General features: G+C 38.4%; 19 protein-coding genes. 9 read left to right on the forward strand and 10 right to left on the reverse strand.

The window, feature by feature from the left end:
- The first annotated feature begins 42 nt into the window (after nucleotides 1-42).
- The 5 genes from ACJVDH_RS13650 (at nucleotide 43) to ACJVDH_RS13670 (ending at nucleotide 4,585) form a co-directional block, all read left to right on the forward strand.
- Nucleotides 43-546 carry a GtrA family protein gene (locus ACJVDH_RS13650; RefSeq protein ID WP_443943962.1) on the forward strand — a complete coding sequence of 168 codons (504 nt, stop codon included), beginning with the start codon at nucleotides 43-45 and terminating at the stop codon, nucleotides 544-546.
- Nucleotides 547-678: 132 nt separating this feature from the next.
- Nucleotides 679-2,457 carry an aromatic amino acid hydroxylase gene (locus ACJVDH_RS13655; protein ID WP_443943963.1) on the forward strand — a complete coding sequence of 593 codons (1,779 nt, stop codon included), beginning with the start codon at nucleotides 679-681 and terminating at the stop codon, nucleotides 2,455-2,457.
- Between the two features lie 152 nt (nucleotides 2,458-2,609).
- The gene (locus tag ACJVDH_RS13660; RefSeq protein WP_443943964.1) at nucleotides 2,610-3,311 is read left to right on the forward strand and encodes an SDR family oxidoreductase; all 702 of its coding nucleotides are present in this window, start codon (nucleotides 2,610-2,612) and stop codon (nucleotides 3,309-3,311) included.
- 75 nt (nucleotides 3,312-3,386) lie between these two features.
- Nucleotides 3,387-3,746: a DUF4870 domain-containing protein gene (locus ACJVDH_RS13665; RefSeq protein ID WP_443943965.1), complete on the forward strand. Its 360-nt coding sequence runs from the start codon at nucleotides 3,387-3,389 to the stop codon at nucleotides 3,744-3,746.
- Nucleotides 3,747-4,039: 293 nt separating this feature from the next.
- Entirely contained in the window at nucleotides 4,040-4,585 is a 546-nt protein-coding gene (locus ACJVDH_RS13670; RefSeq protein WP_443943966.1) for a C40 family peptidase, read from the forward strand.
- A gap of 2 nt (nucleotides 4,586-4,587) precedes the next feature.
- Here ACJVDH_RS13670 and ACJVDH_RS13675 read toward each other — a convergent pair whose 3' ends face one another.
- The 3 genes from ACJVDH_RS13675 to ACJVDH_RS13685 are packed head-to-tail and all read right to left on the reverse strand — an operon-like array spanning nucleotide 4,588 to nucleotide 7,145.
- Nucleotides 4,588-5,193 (reverse strand): YdeI/OmpD-associated family protein, encoded by a 606-nt coding sequence (locus tag ACJVDH_RS13675; protein ID WP_443943967.1) that lies wholly within the window; start codon nucleotides 5,191-5,193, stop codon nucleotides 4,588-4,590.
- Between the two features lie 31 nt (nucleotides 5,194-5,224).
- Nucleotides 5,225-6,112, reverse strand: coding sequence for a flavin reductase family protein (locus tag ACJVDH_RS13680; RefSeq protein ID WP_443943968.1), 888 nt, complete (start codon nucleotides 6,110-6,112; stop codon nucleotides 5,225-5,227).
- A 37-nt stretch (nucleotides 6,113-6,149) separates the two neighbouring features.
- Nucleotides 6,150-7,145, reverse strand: a complete 996-nt coding sequence (locus tag ACJVDH_RS13685; protein ID WP_443943969.1) for a fumarylacetoacetate hydrolase family protein — start codon at nucleotides 7,143-7,145, stop codon at nucleotides 6,150-6,152.
- A gap of 307 nt (nucleotides 7,146-7,452) precedes the next feature.
- On the opposite strand from ACJVDH_RS13685, the gene ACJVDH_RS13690 reads away from it, so the two are divergent.
- Together ACJVDH_RS13690 and hppD are read left to right on the forward strand one after the other, a co-directional pair.
- Nucleotides 7,453-8,619 carry a homogentisate 1,2-dioxygenase gene (locus ACJVDH_RS13690; protein WP_443943970.1) on the forward strand — a complete coding sequence of 389 codons (1,167 nt, stop codon included), beginning with the start codon at nucleotides 7,453-7,455 and terminating at the stop codon, nucleotides 8,617-8,619.
- Nucleotides 8,620-8,693: 74 nt separating this feature from the next.
- Nucleotides 8,694-9,824, forward strand: coding sequence for a 4-hydroxyphenylpyruvate dioxygenase (gene hppD / locus ACJVDH_RS13695; RefSeq protein WP_443943971.1), 1,131 nt, complete (start codon nucleotides 8,694-8,696; stop codon nucleotides 9,822-9,824).
- A 58-nt stretch (nucleotides 9,825-9,882) separates the two neighbouring features.
- Here the strand turns inward: hppD and ACJVDH_RS13700 are convergent, their stop codons facing one another.
- From ACJVDH_RS13700 to ACJVDH_RS13715, 4 genes are all read right to left on the reverse strand, one after another.
- A complete protein-coding gene (locus ACJVDH_RS13700; RefSeq protein WP_443943972.1) occupies nucleotides 9,883-11,619 on the reverse strand; it encodes a thiamine pyrophosphate-dependent enzyme in 1,737 nt (578 codons plus the stop codon).
- Between the two features lie 404 nt (nucleotides 11,620-12,023).
- Nucleotides 12,024-12,545, reverse strand: a complete 522-nt coding sequence (locus tag ACJVDH_RS13705) for a DsbA family protein (RefSeq protein WP_443943973.1) — start codon at nucleotides 12,543-12,545, stop codon at nucleotides 12,024-12,026.
- Between the two features lies 1 nt (nucleotide 12,546).
- Complete coding sequence (locus ACJVDH_RS13710) at nucleotides 12,547-13,008, reverse strand: redoxin domain-containing protein (RefSeq protein ID WP_443943974.1); 462 nt, start codon at nucleotides 13,006-13,008, stop codon at nucleotides 12,547-12,549.
- 90 nt (nucleotides 13,009-13,098) lie between these two features.
- Nucleotides 13,099-14,016, reverse strand: coding sequence for a DUF58 domain-containing protein (locus ACJVDH_RS13715; RefSeq protein ID WP_443943975.1), 918 nt, complete (start codon nucleotides 14,014-14,016; stop codon nucleotides 13,099-13,101).
- Nucleotides 14,017-14,076: 60 nt separating this feature from the next.
- On the opposite strand from ACJVDH_RS13715, the gene ACJVDH_RS13720 reads away from it, so the two are divergent.
- Nucleotides 14,077-15,012: a DUF3078 domain-containing protein gene (locus tag ACJVDH_RS13720; protein ID WP_443943976.1), complete on the forward strand. Its 936-nt coding sequence runs from the start codon at nucleotides 14,077-14,079 to the stop codon at nucleotides 15,010-15,012.
- A gap of 124 nt (nucleotides 15,013-15,136) precedes the next feature.
- Entirely contained in the window at nucleotides 15,137-15,640 is a 504-nt protein-coding gene (locus ACJVDH_RS13725) for a hypothetical protein (protein WP_443943977.1), read from the forward strand.
- Between the two features lie 63 nt (nucleotides 15,641-15,703).
- Here the strand turns inward: ACJVDH_RS13725 and ACJVDH_RS13730 are convergent, their stop codons facing one another.
- The 3 genes from ACJVDH_RS13730 to dnaE form a co-directional block, all read right to left on the reverse strand.
- Nucleotides 15,704-16,909, reverse strand: coding sequence for a PQQ-dependent sugar dehydrogenase (locus ACJVDH_RS13730; protein ID WP_443943978.1), 1,206 nt, complete (start codon nucleotides 16,907-16,909; stop codon nucleotides 15,704-15,706).
- A gap of 126 nt (nucleotides 16,910-17,035) precedes the next feature.
- Entirely contained in the window at nucleotides 17,036-17,356 is a 321-nt protein-coding gene (trxA, locus tag ACJVDH_RS13735; protein ID WP_443943979.1) for a thioredoxin, read from the reverse strand.
- 154 nt (nucleotides 17,357-17,510) lie between these two features.
- Nucleotides 17,511-21,944: a DNA polymerase III subunit alpha gene (gene dnaE / locus ACJVDH_RS13740; RefSeq protein WP_443943980.1), complete on the reverse strand. Its 4,434-nt coding sequence runs from the start codon at nucleotides 21,942-21,944 to the stop codon at nucleotides 17,511-17,513.
- Nucleotides 21,945-22,024 lie beyond the last annotated feature (80 nt).

The raw sequence follows: 22,024 nt of genomic DNA on the forward strand, positions 1-22,024 counted from the left end.
CAGAAAAAATTAACTTTGCACGCTCAACATCCACAGAAATAAATGCGTCGACTGATTTTAGCTTGTATCGATTTTTTCCATCCGCCCTTCAAAAAGTTTATTTCGCTACACAATTTCCGTTATTTGGCAACTGGTGGAGGAACCCTTCTTTTAGGTATTGTAAGCTATTATTTTGCCTATTTTTTCATTTTCAAAACCAAAGAAATAAACTTTGGTTTCTTAGTGGTTCAAAGAGAAACGGCGTCACTTTTTTTCGACTATGCCATTGCCATCCCGACCAGTTTTTTGCTTAATAAATATATAATTTTTACGCATAGCGAGCTTAAAGGCAGAGTACAGCTTTTCCGTTTCCTGAACTTACAGCTTATTAATATTCTGGCCAATTACGTTTTACTCAAGTTCTTGTTAGAACTTTTTAGAGAATACCCAACATTGGCCATGTTATCCAGAATTGCAGTATCTGTGTTAATGGCTTTATTCAGCTATATATATCAGCACTATTTTACTTTTAGCGTAAAAAAACTCGGCAAAAAAGACCAAGCTTAGCATCGGCTCCGATCATCTATAGCCTTCATTTTTCTTTTATTTCAGTATACAGTAAAATAACTCCTGCCAATCTTGTAATGCTTGCTTCAAGATCATACCTTAGCAAGCAACCAACTTATATTCAAGATATCCATGAGCCACTTCAACGATTTTAATAATCCACAGGTAGCCAAGTTACCGCGGCACCTAAAGCAATTTATTGTTGCCCAGAACTACAAAAAATATACACCTATAGATCAGGCGGTTTGGCGTTATGTAATGCGCCAGAATTACAGCTATCTTAAAAATGTAGCGTACTATCCATACATAAAAGGTTTAGAACGCGCGGGTTTAAGTATAGAATACATTCCGGATCTACAAACCATGAATGATAATCTTGGCAAAATCGGCTGGGGCGCGGTAACGGTTGACGGATTTATTCCACCTGCGGCATTTATGGAATACCAAGCGTACCGCGTATTGGTTATTGCTGCAGACATCAGGCAGATTAATCATATCGAATACACGCCTGCGCCAGATATTATTCATGAAAGTGCTGGTCATGCGCCAATTATTGCCGATACTGATTACAACAATTATCTAAGTTATTTTGGATCTATCGGCGCAAAAGCGATGTTTTCTGAAAAAGATTTTGAACTGTATGAAGCCATTCGGAAACTTTCTATTTTGAAAGAATCTAAGGATGCAGATCAACAAGAAATTGCCCTTGCCGAGCGCAAGTTGAAATACATTAGCGAAAATATGGGCGATCCTTCAGAAATGGCGCTTTTAGGCCGTTTGCATTGGTGGACAGTAGAGTATGGTTTGATTGGCACGTTAGAAGATCCAAAAATTTACGGTGCAGGTTTGCTTTCCTCTATAGGAGAGAGCGCCTCGTGCATGACAAAGGAAGTAGAAAAATTGTGGTATAGCATTGATACTATTCATCATCAATACGATATTACTAAACCGCAACCTCAGTTGTTTGTAACGCCAACGTTTCAAAATCTGATTGATGTTCTTGAAACTTTTGCCAATACAATGGCGTTTCGGGTTGGCGGCGCCGAAGGAATTCTTAAAGCAATTGCCTGCAAAAATGTGGCTACGGCAGTATACAGTTCTGGTTTGCAGGTAAGCGGAATTTTTACAGATTTAGGATTGGCACCAGATGACGCGGTCAATTTTATAAAAACAACCGGCCCTACAGCGCTTGCCTATGACGGAAAACAATTAGAAGGACATGCAAAAACCTATCACAAATACGGATTTTCATCTCCGGTAGGAAAACTTGCAGGAATAGAAAAAGCTTTAGAAAACTTCGATGAGGCAGAGCTTAACACATCCGGAATTATTGTAGGCGAACAGGTGACGCTAAAATTTAGCAACGGGATTTCTGTAAAAGGACATATCATAAATATTGTAAAGCCTGCCGATAAGATTATTTTAATTGTTTTTGAAAACTGTACAGCTGTTGATGGAGAGGGAAATACCTTATTTCTTCCTGAATGGGGAACTTACGATATGGCGGTTGGTGAGAAAATTGTTTCCGTTTTTAATGGCGCTGCCGATAAAGATGCCTATGAAGAAATTGCATTAATCAGTGAGGAAAAAACACACGCGATTTTGTATGATGAAAAAACACAGTTGCTCCATCAATTATACAAACGCGTTCGCGAAGTGCGTGAGCGCGACGATGATTTTGAGGATGCTGCAGCAATATTTGAACAACTTAGAACGGTGCATCGACAGGATTGGTTGTGTGCTTTAGAAATACTGGAATTATTGATATTGAAAAAAACGAATCCAACTTTAGAAAAAGAGGTAAGGGTTTATTTGGAAATAAAAGCGGCAAAAGAAGCAGATCATAAAAAATTAATAAACGATGGATTGTATGTTATTGAACATCCGGTACGGCAAGATTTTGGCTTGTAGCTACTGTATTGCCTTTTTTGATCAGAAACAATTATTAATTAATTTTGAAGTTGAAAATTGAGTTTATGCTCAGATTTCAGTAGTTGTCAATACCGGATTACCAAAAAAGTTGTTCGGACTTTGGAACATTCAACAGTTTAAAACATCCTTAAATGAACATAATAATTACCGGCGCCAGCAGCGGAATAGGTTTTGAAACCGCTCTGGAATTTAGCCTTCAAAAAGAAAATAAAATTGTTGCCATTGCACGTTCTGCAGATAAACTGCGAAAACTGCTGGAAATTGCGCGCGGTATAAACCCCGATTGTACGTTGCTTCCCGTAGAATTTGACATTGTTAATGACGATTATGCTGCATTAATTCCTTTTTTACAAGAACGGCTAGGTTCTGTAGATATTCTTATCAATAATGCCGGGGCTTTAATCAATAAGCCTTTTTTAGAAACTACCGAAATGGATTTGGGCGAAATGTTGCAAAGTAACGTAATATCACATTTCAGGATGATTCAAAATGTTATTCCGCTTTTACACAATGGAAGTCATGTTGTGAATATTGGCAGTATGGGTGGTTTTCAGGGCAGTGTGAAATTCCCAGGTTTGTCTGCATATTCTGCAAGTAAAGCTGCACTGCATACTTTAACAGAATGTTTGGCTTTTGAACTTGCAGAAACCGGCATCAAAGTAAATTGCCTTGCTTTGGGTTCTGCACAGACAGAAATGCTGGAAGCTGCATTTCCAGGTTATCAAAGTCCGGTTATGGCGTTTGAAATGGGAAAATACATTGCAGATTTCGCCAAAACCGGTCATAAATTTTTTAATGGAAAAATTTTACCTGTTGCAGTAACTACTCCCTAATTATTTTTTGCATGGTTTTTGTTCATGGCTTTGTAATTTTTAATATAAATTTAAATTCATCTAAAATTACATCCCATGGAAACACAAAACTTTACCACAACTTCTGATGGAAAAACGGCAGGAATTGTTAGCTATTTTACAATTATTGGTTGGCTAATTGCCTATTTTGCTTTACACAAAGACAACAGAACAGCACTTGGTAGTTACCAATTAAGACAAACATTGATGTTTCACTTAACCAATATTGCGCTGAGTATTGTGGCCAGAATTTTAATTGCCGTAACCCTTTCTGCAACCATCGCTACAGTGTTCTGGATTGTATACATTGCTTTATTTGTGATTTGGGTTATTGGTTTAATTGGCGCCATTCAAGGACAAATGAAACCAATTCCGGTATTGGGTGTTCCGGCGCAAACTACTTTCTCAACAATCTAAGCAACCGCAAAGAAATTTAAAATTACACTACATCAGCTCAATTTTGTTGAAAATCCGCTAAAAGGATGACAACAAAATTGAGCTGATTTTTTAGCATATAGAATGTCGAAAGAATCTTTTCTCCCGGAAACGCGGAAAAGATGGAAAAAACGTTTGAAGCGGATGTCTTCAATCCTTCCCGCAAACCCCAACCCCTTCTGCCCGCCATACAGGTTAAACCTTCGGTAAAAAAAAAGCACACGCATTTTCAACATTTTAATACTTTAAACTTTTTTCTTCTATCTTTGAAAGCAATGAAGAAAATCATATTTCCAATTTTATTTTTCATTCTATCAGCAAGTGTTGGAAAAGCGCAAACAGTATTGCCTTCCGAATACCAGGAACTGATTAAAGTACTGACAGCAAAACTGCCAAAAGCAGTTAATGGTATAGAGAAAACCAATACAACACAACCAGAAAGTATTATCGACTTTGCAAAGAGCATGCTGGGAATTCCCTATCGTTATGCAACAAGCAATCCGAAAGTTGGTTTTGACTGTTCAGGTTTTGTGAGTTATGTATTCAGTAATTTTGGCTTCAAAGTTCCGCGTTCTTCACGTGAATTCAGTTTGGTTGGCAAAGAAACCAACCTTGAAAACGCCAAAGTTGGCGACATTTTGATTTTTACAGGCAGCAATTCTCGTGTACGCAGAATTGGCCATGTTGGTATTGTATATTCTATTGGCGATGAAGGTATTAAATTTATTCATGCATCGTCTGGAAAAGCGCACGGCGTAACCATTACCAGTTTAGAAGGCTATTATAAAACAAGGTTTATGAAAATCGTCAGTTTATTATAGTCCTATTTTTGATATTTCCACATTCGAACTTTTCCTTCACCAATCCATTCTACAGCGGTAGCTAAACGTTTCATTCTTGTTGCTTCAGTTTTAGCCTCCAAAAGCCATTGAATATAATCTTTTTTATTTGAGTAGCTGAAGTTCTGGAAAATATTCATTGCTTTCGCATCGGCTTCAAGGGCTTCTAAAAAATAATCGGGAATAATTAATTCTCTGAGCGCTGATGATTTTGGCTTCGGCGGAAGCTTAACTCCATCTTCATTTAATTTAATTGCAGCCTGAATATAGGCAATCAAAACTTCATCAGCGGGTAAATCACTAAAAGAACGAATTTGCCCCAACCAGCCCATCGCATCTTTTCGCTCTTTAAAAATCCCCATATCATCTTCCATCAATGAACCTTTCCAAAAACCAAATGCACAATGGTTTTTAAATGCCGCCATATGGCAAACGGTACCTTTCAGTTCAAAAAATGGCATTCCCCATTTTATAGTTTCTTGTATACGGGCATCTGCCTGATGCACAAGATAACGCAAATGTTCGAGTATGGGAATTGAAAATTCTGCCGACTTGGCGATATATTGATCTACCTGTACAATTGTATTCATGGTTTAATAAACTTAAGAAGATAAAATAAGTTTAAAGTAAAAGTATTTTCAAAGCAAAAAACACTTCATCTTTTTGAAGGTAGTGTTGTGCCAGTTCATGAAGTTCACGTTCGCGGTTTGTAGCATCTCCAATTGTAGCATCTAAAATTTCTTTTACTTCCGGATGATTAGCAACCAGATCAATTTCTTCAATTGAAGGCATTTGCTCAATATTGCCAAGTTTACCTAAATCATTACCCGTTAGAACCTTAGACAAACGCACAGGCGTAGGCAAGGCATCAACACCAACGCCTAACGTTGCTAAAGGTTTGGCCACTTTAAACAAATTATCTGCCGTAACGCGGCAATACCAATCTCCGCCTAAGCGGGCTACTAAATCTATTTTTTGTTGATCGATTTTACCATCATCATCCAGAATATCTTCTCTGATATGGATAAGATTTATTTCAGCAAAAATCAGATTGCCGGCACCATTTTTTTCGCCTAGCGGCATAACATCATTCACTGTACATTCAAACTGAACGGGCGCTTCTGCAACGCGTGGAGGTTTTACAAATTGTGAAGGCAGCATTGTAAAACCCGATTTCTCAAATTCATTTATACCTTTTGCATATTCTGTACTGGCTAAACTCATTTGTTGTACCATGTTGTAATTGACAATATTGATAACGCATTCTTTAACTTTTAGTACATTTTCAAGCGTATGTTTCGTGGTATTGTCTCGCACACGCCTTGCCGGAGAAAAAATGCAGATAGGCGGATTGCTGCTAAACATGTTGAAAAAACTAAAGGGACTCAGGTTTATCTCCCCATTTTCATCTACAGTAGATGCAAAACAAATTGGCCTTGGGGCAATGGCATATTGAAGATAATTCTGGAGCTGTGACGGAGAGAGATCGGCTGTTGATAAAGTTAGCATATAAAAAGGCAATTTATGACAAATTCAAACTGGTCTTCTATTTTTTTAGAGCGAGGATAGAAAAATCAGTCTCTACTTTAGTAATTGTATTGGTTAAAGCGCCCAAACCGGTTATTTCCATTTCTACAACATCATTAGGTTGTAACCATTGTGCAGTATAATCCGGATCGTTTAGTAAGCCTGTTCCATTCAGTTCCAGAAAACAACCTGTACCCACTGTTCCCGATCCAATTACATCTCCCGGCAAAATATCAACCCCATAAGCACAACGCTCAATAATCTCTGCAAAAGTCCAGTCCATATCTGCAACATTGCCGCGCGAAACCTCAATTCCATTTACTCTGCAAGTCATTGTAAGATTGTAACTATTGCCGGTATGACCATTTTTAGGCGCTACCTTGTAAGGGTCAAGTTCGTCTGGTGTTACCAACCATGGGCCAATAACTGTAGAAAAATCTTTCCCTTTCGCCGGACCTAAATTCAACAACATTTCTTCCATTTGCAATGTGCGGGCACTCATATCATTCATTATGGTATAACCTGCAATATATTCGTCTGCCTCTGCCGCTTTAATATTTCTACCTTTCTTACCAATAACAGCTGCAATTTCCAACTCAAAATCTAATTTGTCAAAATGATCTGGCATACATTCAATTTCTCCGGTCCCTTGTATTGCATTATGATTGGTGAAATAGAAAATCGGATATTCATCAAATTGAGAAATCATATCTACTTTGCGGTTTCGCCTCGCCGCTGCAACATGCTGCCTAAATGCGTAACCATCTCGGCAACTTGTTGGGTGTGGCACAGGAGCTAATATTTCATAAAAAATTTCTTCTTTGGCTTCGATTTTCTTTGTTTTCAAATCCTGATCAATCTTTTTAGCGCGGTCCATCAATTCCAATCCACCTTCAAGAAAAGCCTTCATATTGTCTGGAATCAGTTTATCACAGCTGTTTAAATTGTAGATATGGCCATCAATAAAAATGCCCAGATGCTCTAAATCTTCCGTTTTGTAGGATACTAATTTCATAAGAATTTGGTTAAAGTGTGCGGTAAATCTAGTCATTCAGAATACAATAAAAACTTTTATTTCATTTTTTAATTTTCATATTCCAGATTAATTTCCTTACCTTGGTTATCATTAAATACATGATCTTAAAAGCATTACATATCGACTTAGTTAACGGAGCCATTGCTGAACGCCGTTACAAAATGCTCTCTAAACTGATCATGGCTCAATTTTCTGCCTAATTTTTCTTCATCTCCAACTAAGATTTAACGCATTTGCGTTAAGCAATCTCACGTCAATATTTTTTTTAACCAAATACATTTTAACTATGCCAGTTTATCACAAATTGGGACAAATTCCTGCAAAACGACATACCGTTTTTCGCAAACCCGATGGAAAATTATATGCCGAAGAATTGGTATCTACCGAAGGTTTTTCCAGTCTGTATTCATTAGTTTATCACTGCCATCCACCAACAATTGTTAAGGCCCTCGGTGAATCGTATAGCGTAGAACCTAAAATTGCTATCGAGCGACATTTAAAACACACCAGTTTGCTCGGTTTTAATGTCAAACCTGAGGATGATTATTTGAAAAGCCGGAAACCTGTTTTGGTAAACAGCGATTTGCATATTGTACTTGCAGCGCCCAGAAAATCCATGACGGATTATTTTTATAAAAACAGTCAAGCTGATGAGATGATCTTTGTTCATGAAGGATCGGGAAAATTGAAAACTGGTTTTGGTGAAATCAAATTCGCTTACGGTGATTACCTAATTATACCCCGCGGAACCATCTATCAAATAGAATTTGATAATGAAAAAAACAGACTTTTTATTGTAGAAAGTTTTAGCCCGTTGCGTGCGCCGAAACGTTATTTAAACGAGTACGGACAATTGCTTGAGCATTCCCCTTATTGTGAACGTGATTTGAGACTGCCTGAAAACCTGCAAACTTTTGATGAGTATGGCGATTATAAAGTACTGATAAAAAAACAAGGGTTAATATATCCTTATGTTTATGGAACACACCCATTTGATTATATTGGTTGGGATGGATATCATTATCCCTACGCTTTTTCCATCCATGATTTCGAACCCATTACCGGCAGATTGCATCAGCCACCTCCAGTTCATCAGACATTTGAAGGCCACAATTTCGTAGTTTGTTCTTTTGTACCGCGTAAATACGATTATCATCCTGATTCGATTCCAGCGCCATATAACCATAGTAATGTAGATAGCGATGAAGTCCTATATTATGTAGATGGCGATTTTATGAGCAGAAAAAGCGTTGTAAAGGGGCAAATTACCTTACATCCCGGAGGTATTCCACATGGCCCGCATCCGGGAACGGTAGAAAAATCTATTGGGCAAGAGCAAACAAATGAACTTGCCGTAATGATTGATCCTTTTAAACCGCTGATGCTTACTCAGGATGCCTTAGATATCGAGGATGAAAACTACCACAAAAGCTGGCAAATCAATATCGAATAAAATAAACTCCCTTTTGTTTAAAACACATTTTAATGTAAACAACATTAAACAAAAAAATTTAACAAGACAACAATATGGAAACATTAACCTTCGCAGAAAAAATTGCGAAAGCAAAAGATTTTCTGCCAATTAACGGCACCGATTACATCGAATTTTATGTGGGCAATGCTAAACAAGCTGCACATTATTACAAAACAGCATTTGGCTTTCAGACATTGGCGTATGCCGGACCAGAAACAGGCGTGAGAGACCGCGCATCTTATGTTTTGCAACAAGGTAAAATCAGACTCGTACTAACTACGGCTTTACGCTCGGAAAGTCCAATTTCTGACCACGTAAAAAAACATGGTGACAGCGTAAAAGTATTGGCACTTTGGGTAGACGATGCTTTTAAAGCATATGAAGAAACAATGAGCCGGGGCGCAACAACTTATCTGGAACCCAAAGTGTTAACCGATGAGTTTGGCGAAGTGAGAACGAGCGGAATTTATACTTATGGCGAAACGGTACATATGTTTATTGAACGAAAAAACTATACCGGTGCATTTATGCCAGGCTATCAACCGCTGGAAAGTGCATACAACCCAGCCGATGCTGGCTTACTGTATATAGATCATTGCGTTGGAAATGTAGGTTGGAACCGAATGAATGAAGCAGTACAGTGGTATGAAGAAGTTATGGGATTTGTAAATATTCTTTCTTTTGACGATAAACAAATTAATACGGAGTACTCTGCTTTAATGAGTAAAGTAATGAGTAATGGTAATGGTTACTCCAAATTTCCGATCAATGAACCTGCAGAAGGTAAAAAGAAATCGCAGGTAGAAGAGTATCTTGAGTTTCATGAAGGCGAGGGTGTCCAGCACATTGCACTTGCCACCGCAGATATTGTAAAAACAGTTAAAGATTTAAAATCAAGAGGAGTAGAATTTTTGAGTCCGCCGCCAGAAGCTTACTACGAAATGATGCCAGAACGTGTTGGTGAAATTGAAGAAGAAATTGCCTTGCTGTCTGAACTTGGAATTTTGGTAGATTGTGATGAAGAAGGTTATTTATTGCAAATTTTTACCAAGCCGGTAGAAGACCGTCCTACGCTTTTCTACGAAATTATCCAACGCAGAGGTGCGCAAAGTTTTGGTGCAGGGAATTTCAAAGCTTTGTTTGAATCGCTTGAGCGCGAACAAGCATTACGCGGAAATCTATAGTTTTTTATAAATCACAAAAGCCTGCCGGAAGCAGGCTTTTGTGATTTATAAAGCTTTTTTAGATAATTTCGCCAAGGTGTTTATAATTCGATTTTATCGTATCAAAAACCTCGGTCATTTTTCCACCTAACATTAGTTTAGCCATAGATTCTGTCATACCTTTTATTTGTTTCCATTCAATTTTTGGTGGCATTGCCAAGGCATTTGGATTGGTCATAACATTTAGTAAAACCGGTCCGTTTTCTGCCAGAGCATGAGCGATCGATGTTTCTACCTCTGCTGGATTACTCACAGTAATCCCTTTAAAACCCATTGCTTGCGCTACCAAGGCAAAATCAGGATTAACCATATCGGTTTCATTATCTGGCAATCCATCAACTTCCATTTCCAATTTTACCATTCCTAAAGATCGGTTATTGAAAACGATTAATTTAACTGGCAAATTGTATTGCTTTATTGTGGCCAGATCTCCAAGTAACATAGACAAACCGCCATCTCCGCAAAGGGCAATAACCTGCCTTTCTGGCTGAGCAAGCGCTGCACCAATCGCCATAGGCATGGCGTTGGCCATAGAACCGTGATTAAAAGAGCCCAACATTTTTCGTTCTCCGGTTCCATCAATAAAACGCGCTCCCCAAACACAGCACATTCCGGTATCAACGGTAAAAATTGCATCTTTGTTCGCTAAGCGATTTAGGGTTTCTGCTACAAATTCTGGCTGAATATTATCTTCAAAGCCTTTCTGATTAACATATACCTGCTGATTTTCTTTTACTTTGCTGTAAAAATCCAACTGCGATTTCAAAAACTTGTTATCCGTTTTCTCTTCAAGAAAAGGAAGAATTGCACGGATCGTATCGCCGATATTTCCACATAAGCCCATTGTTAATTTCGCTCGTCTTCCAAGCCGTTCCGGACTTTCATCAATCTGCACGATTTTATTTTTTGTGGGCATAAAATTTACGTAAGGAAAATCTGTACCGAGTAAAATTACCACATCAGCCTCGTGCATAGCATGATATGCCGATGGTTGCCCAAGTAATCCGGTCATTCCAATTTCGTAGGGATTATTGTATTGGATACCCATTTTTCCTCTAAATGAAAATCCAACCGGAGCGTTCAATTTTTCGGCAAGTTGTACCACTTCATCATGTGCTTCTGCCGCGCCAATTCCACAATAAATCATAACCTTTTTCTCGTCATTAATTAATGCCGATAAATGCATAAGTTCAATATCTGCCGGACGGATAATTGGTTTGCTATGAAACAATTGCATTGCAGTCTCACTTTCTACTGCATCTTGCTGGGCAACATCTCCAGGTAAGCCAAAAACAGCTACGCCTTTTTTATGTACTGCGTGCTGAATTGCGGTTTGCAACATTCGTGGTGCCTGCTGAGCGGTTGTGGCTACTTGGTTGTAGTAACTGCAATCATCAAACAGTTTTATGGTATTGGTTTCCTGAAAAAAATCTGTTCCAAATTCATTCGTAGGAATGGTAGATGCAATAGCTATTACCGGAACATGAGAGCGATGGGCGTCATACAATCCATTAATAAGATGAACGTGCCCCGGTCCGCAACTGCCCGCACAACATGCAATTCCATCCAGCTCTGCTTCTGCAGCGGCGGCAAAGGCGCCTGCTTCTTCATTTCGTACATGTATCCATTTTATTTTGCCATTTTTCCGAACGGCATCATTAAAATAATTTAGGCTATCTCCGGTTACGGCGTAAATCCGTTTTACACCAGCTTCAACCAGCATCTCTACCAGTTGTTCTGAAACATTTTTGCTCATATTTTCTAATCTAGAAATGAATTAATTTGGGATGTTGTTCTATACAAATATCAATTGGCTATTGATTGTTTTATCAAAATCCCATTTCACATTAATTAAACAACAATCTGACTTTTATGTTGGCAGAAAGAAAAGACGTTCTGCGTATATGCGCGCAAAGTGAATGTTTCTTCACTAAAACTTCATAAATGAACCGCACCTTTGAGATAACAAAACACCAGAAGCGATTTCAGTTTTGTTAATTCTAAAAACTCATAATTAGTTTTTTAGTTTTCCGGTTACCCTTATCTGATATCTCATGTATTGCAAAATACATGAGGTTTTTTTATTTTCAGAAGTTTGCTTTAAACAAAAAATGACTGCAGAAGCAATCATTTATATTTTTTTTCAGGCTGAGTAATCCTTTAGCTCGTACTTTCTTTTAGCATCGCATAAAGATCTTCTACGCCGCCGTCAAATTTCTCTCCGTTAACATAAAAAGAAGGCGTTCCGTTTACGCCACTTCTCATCCCGCTCTCAAAATCTGCTTCAACTTTGTTTCTTACGGTATCCGATTCTCGGTCTGCATTAAATTGTTGCACATCAAGTCCGATAGATTTTGCAAGTTCATCGAAAATTTCAGTAGATAAGCGATGCTGGTTGTTGAACAAAGCATTATGCATTTCCCAAAATTTATTTTGTAAACCCGCTGCTTCAGCTGCAAATGCTGCCGGTATGGCGTATTGATGAGTATTTTGTAAGGGGAAGTTTCGGAAAACGAATGAGATTTGCTCACCAAATGTATCTTCAATTTCTTGTAGAATTGGATGTGCATCGCCGCAATATGGACATTGGTAATCGCCAAATTCTACTATCTCTACTTTCGCAGAATTTGTACCCTGTACATGATCTTGCTCATTTACCGCTGGTGTAAGTTTGCCTGCCATTTTATTTGCCCTCCAATTCTTCTAAAGCATTCAAAATACCGTCTGCACCAGGATTTACTGCTGTTGGTGATAAATAACTCCAGGCAATTTTTCCTGATTTATCAATTACAAAAAGTGCCCTTTTGCTTTCTCCAACTTCATCATCATACACACCATAATCTTTAGAAACTTTTCCTTTCGGCTCAAAATCTGCCAGCAATGGAAAGTGTAAATTTCGATCTTTTTCGAAGGCATTGTGGCACCAGACACTATCTACAGAAATGCCTAAAATCTGTGCGTCATATTTACTGAAAAATTTAAGCATTTCGTTATAAAGAGCCATTTGATCGCCACAAACCGGGCTCCAATCTGCCGGATAAAAAGCGATGATTACATTTTTCCCATGAAAATCAGAAAGTTTTACTTTTTGATCCGGTGTAGCATTCAATTCAAAATCTGGTGCTTTACTGCCTTTTTCTAACATATTGAAGATTTGTTTTGTATTCTTTATTTAACAGTTGCACCACGCGGTTGTTTGCACTTTAAAAAAATAGATTTTATGGTTGGGAAGGTCTTAGCCCATTTTTTGCCGTTTGATTAAATATGCTTGCAAAACGGGATAAAATCCGGCACTAATATCTGCATCTATAAGATCAATTTTATATTGTGCGCAACGCAGTTCAATTTGTTGCCGGTAATGCGCCATAGCTTCTACATAATTGTTTTTTACTAGATTAGATTGAACTTTGACACTTGCACCGGTTTCCATATCTACAAATTGATAAGGTCGGTTTTCAAACTCAAAGGCAACTTCTTTAGCCTGATCAACCACGTTAAAAACAACAACTTCATGTTTATTAAATTTTAAGTGCAGCAACGCATCAAAAAACGCATCGGTACTTTCGGTATTTAATCCATTACTCAATAAATCGCTAAATAGCACCACCAGCGATCTCTTATGGATTAGTTCTGCAACCTGATGAAGAGATTCACTTAAATTTGTTTTCGCCAAAATTTTAGGCTTCTGCAAGAGATCATCGAGCTGGTTAAACAAAAATTTCTGATGGGCAGTCGTAGATTTTGCCGGAGAATTGAGCAGGATTTCATCTGCGAATAAACTCAGGCCGAATGCATCTCTTTGTTTTTTAAGCAAATACATTAGCGATGCAATTGCCTCAATTGCAAAGGTGAGCTTATTTTTTTTTCCTTCCGGGAAATACATAGAAGAGGATATATCAAGCACGAATTGTGCACGCAGATTGGTTTCTTCTTCAAACCGTTTACTGTATAGCTTATCTGTCTTTGCAAATAGTTTCCAGTCTATATTTTTAACATTATCTCCGGCGTTATACTGCCTGTGTTCCGCAAATTCTACAGAAAAACCATGAAAAGGACTTTTGTGCAAACCAGTTATAAAACCTTCTACAACCTGCCGGGCCAAAAGCTCAAGATTGCCATAGCCTGTTGCGTCTTCGTAGTTCACATTTTGCATATAAGTAAATGTATAAAAAATATTTTTCTATCTTCGCTTTACAACTTTAAGGAATATTTTATGAAAAAACTTTTTTTACTCGCCCTATCCTCCCTCATTAGTTTGTACAGTTTTAGTCAGGTAGTTGCCGATGGTAAAGTCAATACCGAAAGCGGAAAACTTGTTAGTAAGCTTGATACCGCCAACAAGCAGGAAGGTTGGACCGTTAGAGGTACCAATACTTTATTGCTTAATCAGGCTGCATTTTCCAACTGGGTTGCCGGTGGTATAAACTCTGTTGCTTTAACGGCTCGTGCGGATTATGAATTTAATCTAAAACGCGGTAAAAACCTTTGGGAGAACCGGTTTTTGCTGGGCTACGGTTTGCGCTCTGAACAGGGAAGCTCAACTACAAAAGTAGAAGATGTAATAGACTTAACTTCTAAATACGGCTACCAGATTAAACAAAGCAATTGGTATACCGCAGCTGCGTTGAACATTAAATCGCAGTTTAGTAAAGGATATGATTACGGCAACCCACAGCAAGGTTACTTATCTAACTTTCTTGCACCTGCTTACCTAACTGTAGGATTTGGTTTTGATTATATACCGAATGATAACTTCCAGTTGAGTATTCATCCGCTAACATCCAGAATGACATTTGTAAACGACCAAGCTGTATTTGATCCAAACCGCGACGGTATCTTAACTCAAGCCTTTGGTATTGATCCAGCAAATAGCTTTCTGTATCAACTGGGTATATATGTTGGCGGCAGATATAAGGTTAAACTAATGGAAAATATTTTTCTCGACAATCGTTTTAGTGTGTTCAGCAACTATTTGCAAGATCCTCAAAACCTGGTAATGGCATACTCTGGCATTCTGGATATGAAAATAAATCGCTTTATTTCTACACAAGTTACCGCTGATTTATTTTATGACGACAACCAAATTGGAAAACTTCAGTTGAAAGAAACACTTGGTGTGGGAATTACCTACAAATTTGGCAAATATTAAAATTTTGAAGCCAGTCAATTCACGTAAGTTAAAATTCGACAAAATAGTTTTTTTTTAAAACTATAAGAATGTCATTTTTTTTGTAATACTTTTGGTCCGTCTAGTTAATAACAAACAATTTTAAATGAAGAAAATCTTTTTAAACGCACTCCTGGCTACAGTTACAGCCTCAACGGTGTTGACAACAGGTTGCGCAACTATTTTTGGGCGATCGAACTACAATGTAACGATAAATAGTAATCCAAGTGGATCAAATTTATCGATAGTAAACAAAAAAGGAGTCGAAATCTATAAAGGAACCACTCCGGCTACAATTAAATTAAAATCGAGTTCAGGATATTTTTCAAAGGAAGAATATCAATTAAAATTCAGCCTAACAGGCCATGAGGAACGCATTGTACCGCTTACTGCGAAATTAAATGGATGGTATTTCGGCAATCTCTTACTAGGAGGAGTTATTGGAATGTTAATCATCGATCCAGCAAGTGGAGCAATGTACAAACTTCCGGACACGGCCATTACAGAAAATTTAAGTAAAACTGCAAGCGCGCAAGCGAATGAATTAAAGGTTATCGATATCAACTCCCTGTCGACAACAGAAACTGCAAACCTGATTAGAATTAATTAATAAAAAACAAAAATCTAGACATGTAAAGCCCATTTGAAAAAATCAAATGGGCTTTGTCTTTGCTTATTTTTTCGCAATACGATATAAATTTCCATTATCGGTAACGGCATACAAAGCACCATCTTTTCCTTCCATCAAATCTCTGAAACGTTCGCCTTTACCTTCAAGCAAACGTTCTTCGCCTACAATTTTATTGTCTTTGATAACCAAACGGATAATATGCGATCCGCTTAAAGCACCTACAAACAAATTCCCTTTCCACTCAGCTATGCTGTTGCTGTTGTAAAAAGCAATTGTTCCTGGTGAAATACTTGGATTCCAATAATAAACCGGCTGCTCCATTCCTTCTTTCTGCTGAATGCCATCGCCAACCTTTTTACCACTATATTCAATTCCATAAGTGATTACCGGCCAGCCATAATTTTTACCGGGTTTTATAATATTGACTTCGTCTCCGCCACGCGGACCAAATTCGGCTTCCCACAAATCTCCTGTTTGTGGATTTATAGCCAAACCATCAGGATTCCGCAAACCATACGCGTAAATTTCTGGTCGGGCATCACCTTTTCCTGCAAAAGGACCGTTTGCAACTGCTTTACCTTCTGGTGTTAAATGAAGAATTTTCCCCAACGAAGAATTAAGATACTGCGCTTGCATGCGGATATCATTTCCAGAACGTTCTCCTGTACTTACAAAAAGATTTCCATTTTTGTCGAAAACAATTCGTGAACCGTATTGTAGCTTTCCTGAATAAGCCGGCGTTGCGCGGTAAATTACCTTAACATTTTCTATCGAAGTTTCATTTGCGGATAGTTTTCCTTTCGCAATTGCAAGCAAAACACCTTTGGCCTGTGGCTCAGAATATGCCCAATAGATCATTTTACTAGCCGCAAAATCTGGAGCGAGTGTTACATCAAGCAAACCTCCCTGACCAGAAGGATCAACCTCAGCAAGTCCTTTAATTATTTTCTGCGATTTACCATCGGCAGTAAGAATTACCATTGTTCCCTGTTTCTGCGTAATGAGGAAACGGCCATCTGGCATTTGCGAAATCCCCCAGGGATTTTCCAACTTACTGTTTAGAATAGAAATATCTAAAGGAGTATTTGTTTTTACTACTGCTGCACGGGTTTGACCGCTAAAAGCAGGTTTAAAATCTGCAGTAGGTTGCTGTTTTTCTACCTGTGCATTTACACTTGCGGGGGCAATGCCGAGTACCAGCAAACCAGCGGTAACCAGAACTACAGTATTCTTTTTTTGGGATCTCATGTTTAGATTAGTTTATAATAAAAAAACGAATTTATATGCAAATAAAAAACCCGAAAGACAAAATTGTTTTCGGGTTTTAAATATGTTACAAGCCTTTGGGCTTCTTTACTTTAGATGCTTTAAAAATTAAGCCAATTGCTTGTTTAATTTATCTGCAAGAATAGATTTTGGAACTGCACCAACTTGTTTGTCTACAACCTGACCGTCTTTGAAATATAACAAAGCCGGAATGTTCCGGATACCAAACTGCATCGAAATCTGTGGGTTATTATCAACATTTACCTTTCCTACAATAGCTTTACCATCATATTCTTTTGCGATTTCTTCAACAACTGGACCAACCATGCGACATGGGCCACACCATTCTGCCCAAAAATCTACCAACACGGGTTTATCTGATTTTAATACAACTTCCTCGAAGTTTGCATCTGTGATTTCTAATGCCATAATTAATTTTTTATGTTCAAATATATGTATTCAATTGTAATGCCAAGCAAACTCTAATGCCAATTTGACATTATCTTGAGCAACTGGCAACTGCGTTTTACAGCAAACATTCTGTGCTTAACATATATAATGCATGCACAGCAAGGCAACATGCTTAATTAAGCTTGTAGTTTACAACATTCAATCCAACCAATTGTTCCAAAAACTTGTTGTTAGGGTTTATTTTTAAATTTTTAGAAGACAAATCCAGTACAATTTGTTTTTCGCTATCAAAAACAGCAAAATTAAGTTGGCAGTTTTGTTGTTCGGAATTGGCTTTATTGTCTGCTAAAATGGCTTCAATTTCGCGCATCAGTTCTTCATTAACTCTTTCTATCGGTACTTGAATGGTTATGCTTTTGGCCAATTTATCGCGCAGTTCAGACATTAGATTTATCGCGGTGATTTTAAACTCCCAGTCTCCTGCTTTGCCAAAACGCTCACCAACCCGACCTCTAATTTGCAAGAAATAACCTTCTGTTAAAAATGATTTGAATTTTAAGAAATCTTCTCCAAATAACGCCATTTCACAGGCATCATCATAATCTTCAAAAACAAAAGTTCCAAAAGGCTTTCCGGTTTTGGTGATCCGCTGGGATGCCGTAACCACTAAACCGCCCACACAAAGTTCGCGATTTTTCAGTTTGTCGAACTCTGCAAGTACATCCTCATTTGTATCGCCCATGCGCACTTTATTGATAATGCTCAGTTGTTTTACATTATGTGTACAAAAGCGATCAAGCTCTAATTTGTAATTGTCTAACGGATGACCGGATAGAAAAATTCCGATGGCATCTTTTTCATATTTTAATCGATCAATCAACGCCCATTCTGGTGAAACCGGCAAAGATGGTTCAAGAATTAATTCCGCTTTAGATCCGCCAAACAACGAAGCTTGAGCTGTATTTTCATTATTCTGGAAATCATTGGCATATTTAATAATCTTTTCTATGCCATTCATTTTATCATTAGGCCCAATATAAAAATACTGTGCACGGTGGTTACCAAAAGCATCAAAAGCGCCGCTATACACAAAACTCTCGTACGCTTTTTTGTTAACCGTACGTGTATTTGATCGCTTTGCGAAATCATAAATACCTTTATATGGGCCTTTTTCCAAACGTTCTTCGATAATACTTTCTACCGCTTTTTCACCCACACCTTTAACCGCCGACATGCCGAAACGCACCTCGCCTTTGCTATTAACAGAGAATTTAATATCAGATTCATTCACATCTGGCCCAAGGACCACTACGCCCATTTGGCGGCATTCTTCCATAAAAAATGCAACCTGCTTAATATCGCTCATATTATTGGATAATACCGCAGCCATATACTCTGCCGGATAGTGCGCTTTTAGGTAGGCCGTTTGATAAGCAATCCAGGCATAGCAAGTGGAGTGAGATTTGTTGAATGCATAAGATGCAAAAGCTTCCCAATCTTTCCAAATTTTCTCTAACGTTGCTGGTGCGTGGCCTTTTTCTGCAGCTTGCGCTACAAACTTCGGCTTCATTTTATCCAGAACGTCTTTTTGTTTTTTACCCATCGCCTTACGCAAAACATCAGCCTCACCTTTGGTAAATCCGGCAAGTTTCTGCGACAAAAGCATTACCTGTTCCTGATAAACCGTAATACCGTAGGTTTCTTTCAAATATTCTTCGCAGGCATCCAAATCATATTGAATTTCTTCTTCACCGTTTTTACGGCGAACGAAACTGGGAATATATTCCATTGGTCCGGGTCTATACAAGGCATTCATAGCAATTAAGTCGTCAAAAACCGTAGGTTTTAATTCTTTCATGTATTTCTGCATTCCCGGACTTTCATACTGGAAAATCCCGATGGTTTCACCACGCTGGAACAACTCGTAAGTCATTACATCATCAATAGGAATGTTATCTGGATCTAAGTCAATATTGTGCCGTTTTTTTACCAGTTTAACGGTGTCTTTAATTAGCGTAAGGGTTTTTAAACCCAAAAAATCCATTTTAAGTAATCCGGCGCTTTCAACAACAGAGTTATCAAACTGCGTAACATACAAATCAGAATCTTTGGCTACAGAAACCGGAACGAAATTGGTAATGTCATCTGGTGTAATAATTACGCCGCAGGCATGAATACCGGTATTCCGTACAGATCCTTCAAGAACCTGTGCCTGTTGAATGGTTTCTGCACTTAAATCTTTTGCACCGCCAAGTGCTTTCAATTCAAGCACACGCTCATATTCATCTGGCCTTAGTGCATCTTTCAGACTTTTTTCATCAAGGTTGAAGATTTTGGCCAGCTTCATATTTGGGATCAGCTTCGCGATTTTATCTGCCTCAAAAAGTGGCAAATCCAACACGCGGGCAGTATCTCTGATAGATGATTTTGCGGCCATTGTACCGTAGGTGATGATTTGCGCCACCTGATTGGAACCGTATTTATTGATTACGTAATCCATTACACGGCTGCGGCCCTCATCATCAAAATCTATATCAATATCAGGCATAGAAACCCGATCCGGATTTAGGAAACGCTCAAAAAGTAAATCATACTTAATAGGGTCAATATTGGTAATGCCTAAACAATACGCAACGGCCGAACCGGCGGCAGATCCCCTTCCGGGACCAACAGATACATCGAGATTTCTGGCTTCGGCTATAAAATCCTGTACGATAAGAAAGTATCCCGGATAACCGGTTTTTTCAATTGTGGCCAGCTCAAAATCCAATCGCTCGCGGATGCTGTCTGTAATTTCCGGGTAGCGTTTTTCTGCGCCCTTATAAGTTAAATGGGCTAAAAATTTATTTTCTCCACGTTTTCCTCCGTCAACTAAATCTTCTTCTACCTGAAATTCTTCAGGGATATCGAATTTAGGTAAAAGTACTTCGCGGGCAAGTTTATAAATTTCTACTTTATCTATAACTTCCTGAATATTTAAAATCGCTTCGGGCAAATCCGTAAACAGCGATTTCATTTCTTCGGCATTTTTAAAATAATATTCCTGATTGGGCAAACCATACCGGTAACCGCGGCCACGGCCAATTGGCGTGGCTTGTTTTTCTCCATCTTTAACACAAAGCAAAATATCGTGTGCATTTGCGTCTTTTTTATTGATGTAATAGGTATTATTTGTGGCAATTAATTTTACCTGATGTTTTCTGGCCAGACTGATTAACGATGTATTTACACGGTTCTCATCTTCCTGATTGTGGCGCATAACCTCCACGTAAAAATCATCACCAAACATTTCTTTCCACCAAATGAGTGCTTCTTCTGCCTGGTTCTCGCCCATATTCAGCAATTTATTGGCAACTTCGCCCTGCAAATTACCAGATAGCACCATAATGTCTTCTTTGTATTGTTCGATTACATTTTTATCTATACGCGGCACATAATAAAAGCCTTTCGTATATGCAATTGAAGACATTTTAGCCAGATTATGGTAGCCTTTTTTGTTTTTCGCCAACAAAACCATTTGATAACCATTATCCTGGCGGGTTTTATCCAGGTGGTTTTCACAAACGAAAAATTCGCAACCAACTATAGGTTTCATGACAATTTCTGTCGGTCTTTCGCCCGCTTCAATTGCTGCTGCATTTTTTGCTTCGGCGGCTTTATTGTGATTGAGTACGTGGTTTACGAAATGGAAAGCGCCCATCATATTGGCATGATCTGTCATGGCTACTGCAGGCATTTTTTGTCCTGCTGCCGCTTTTACCAAATCCGGAATGCTAATGGTACTTTGAAGAACCGAAAATTGCGTGTGGTTGTGTAAATGTACAAACGTTGCGGCTGCAAGTTCCTGCCTGTTTTCTGCAAGCTCTTGTTTGGAAACGCCTCCACCTTCGGTTTTTTGTATTCTTTTGCGGATTTCATCAGATGCCGCTTTAAGATTGATGTGCTGAATACCAAAACTACCAATGGCATCAGGATTTACTTCTCTGAAACGCGGAAAATATTCTACGTCTACAAGAAGTTCTTCCTTTTTGAAAACTTCTCTTTTTATCAGTTCAAGGAAGCAACGCGTTGTGGCTTCCACATCGGCAGTTGCATTGTGTGCTTCGCTAAAGGGTACGCCGAAAAGATAAGAGTGCAATTCGGTTAATGTGGGCAACTTAAATCGTCCGCCTCTACCTCCGGGCAATTGCAGCAGGTTTGCTGTAACTTCTGTACAAGTATCTAAAACCGGTAAATCTGCAAGGTTGTTCGCTACACCAAAACGGTGAAACTCACAACCCATAATATTTACATCGAAGCCCACATTCTGGCCTACAACAAACTTGGATTTAGACAGCGCAACATTAAATTTTTCTAATGCTTCTGCAAGGCTTATCCCTTGCTCGTCTGCAAGTTCTGTAGAAATACCATGGATACGTTCTGCATCATAAGGAATATTAAAACCCTCTGGTTTAACCAGATAATCCTGATGTTCGATCATCCTTCCCATCTCATCGTGAAGTTGCCATGCAATTTGTATACAACGCGGCCAGTTATCGGTATCGGTAATTGGAGCATTGTAATTACGAGGCAAACCCGTCGTTTCCGTATCAAAAATCAAGTACATAAGCTGCTGTAAAGAATTAGCCGTTTCAGAATATAAACGGTTCTTCAAAAATAGGAATTTTGAACTTTGCAGTTGTCAGT

This window comes from Pedobacter terrestris (assembly GCF_052343045.1).
Lineage (GTDB): Bacteria > Bacteroidota > Bacteroidia > Sphingobacteriales > Sphingobacteriaceae > Pedobacter.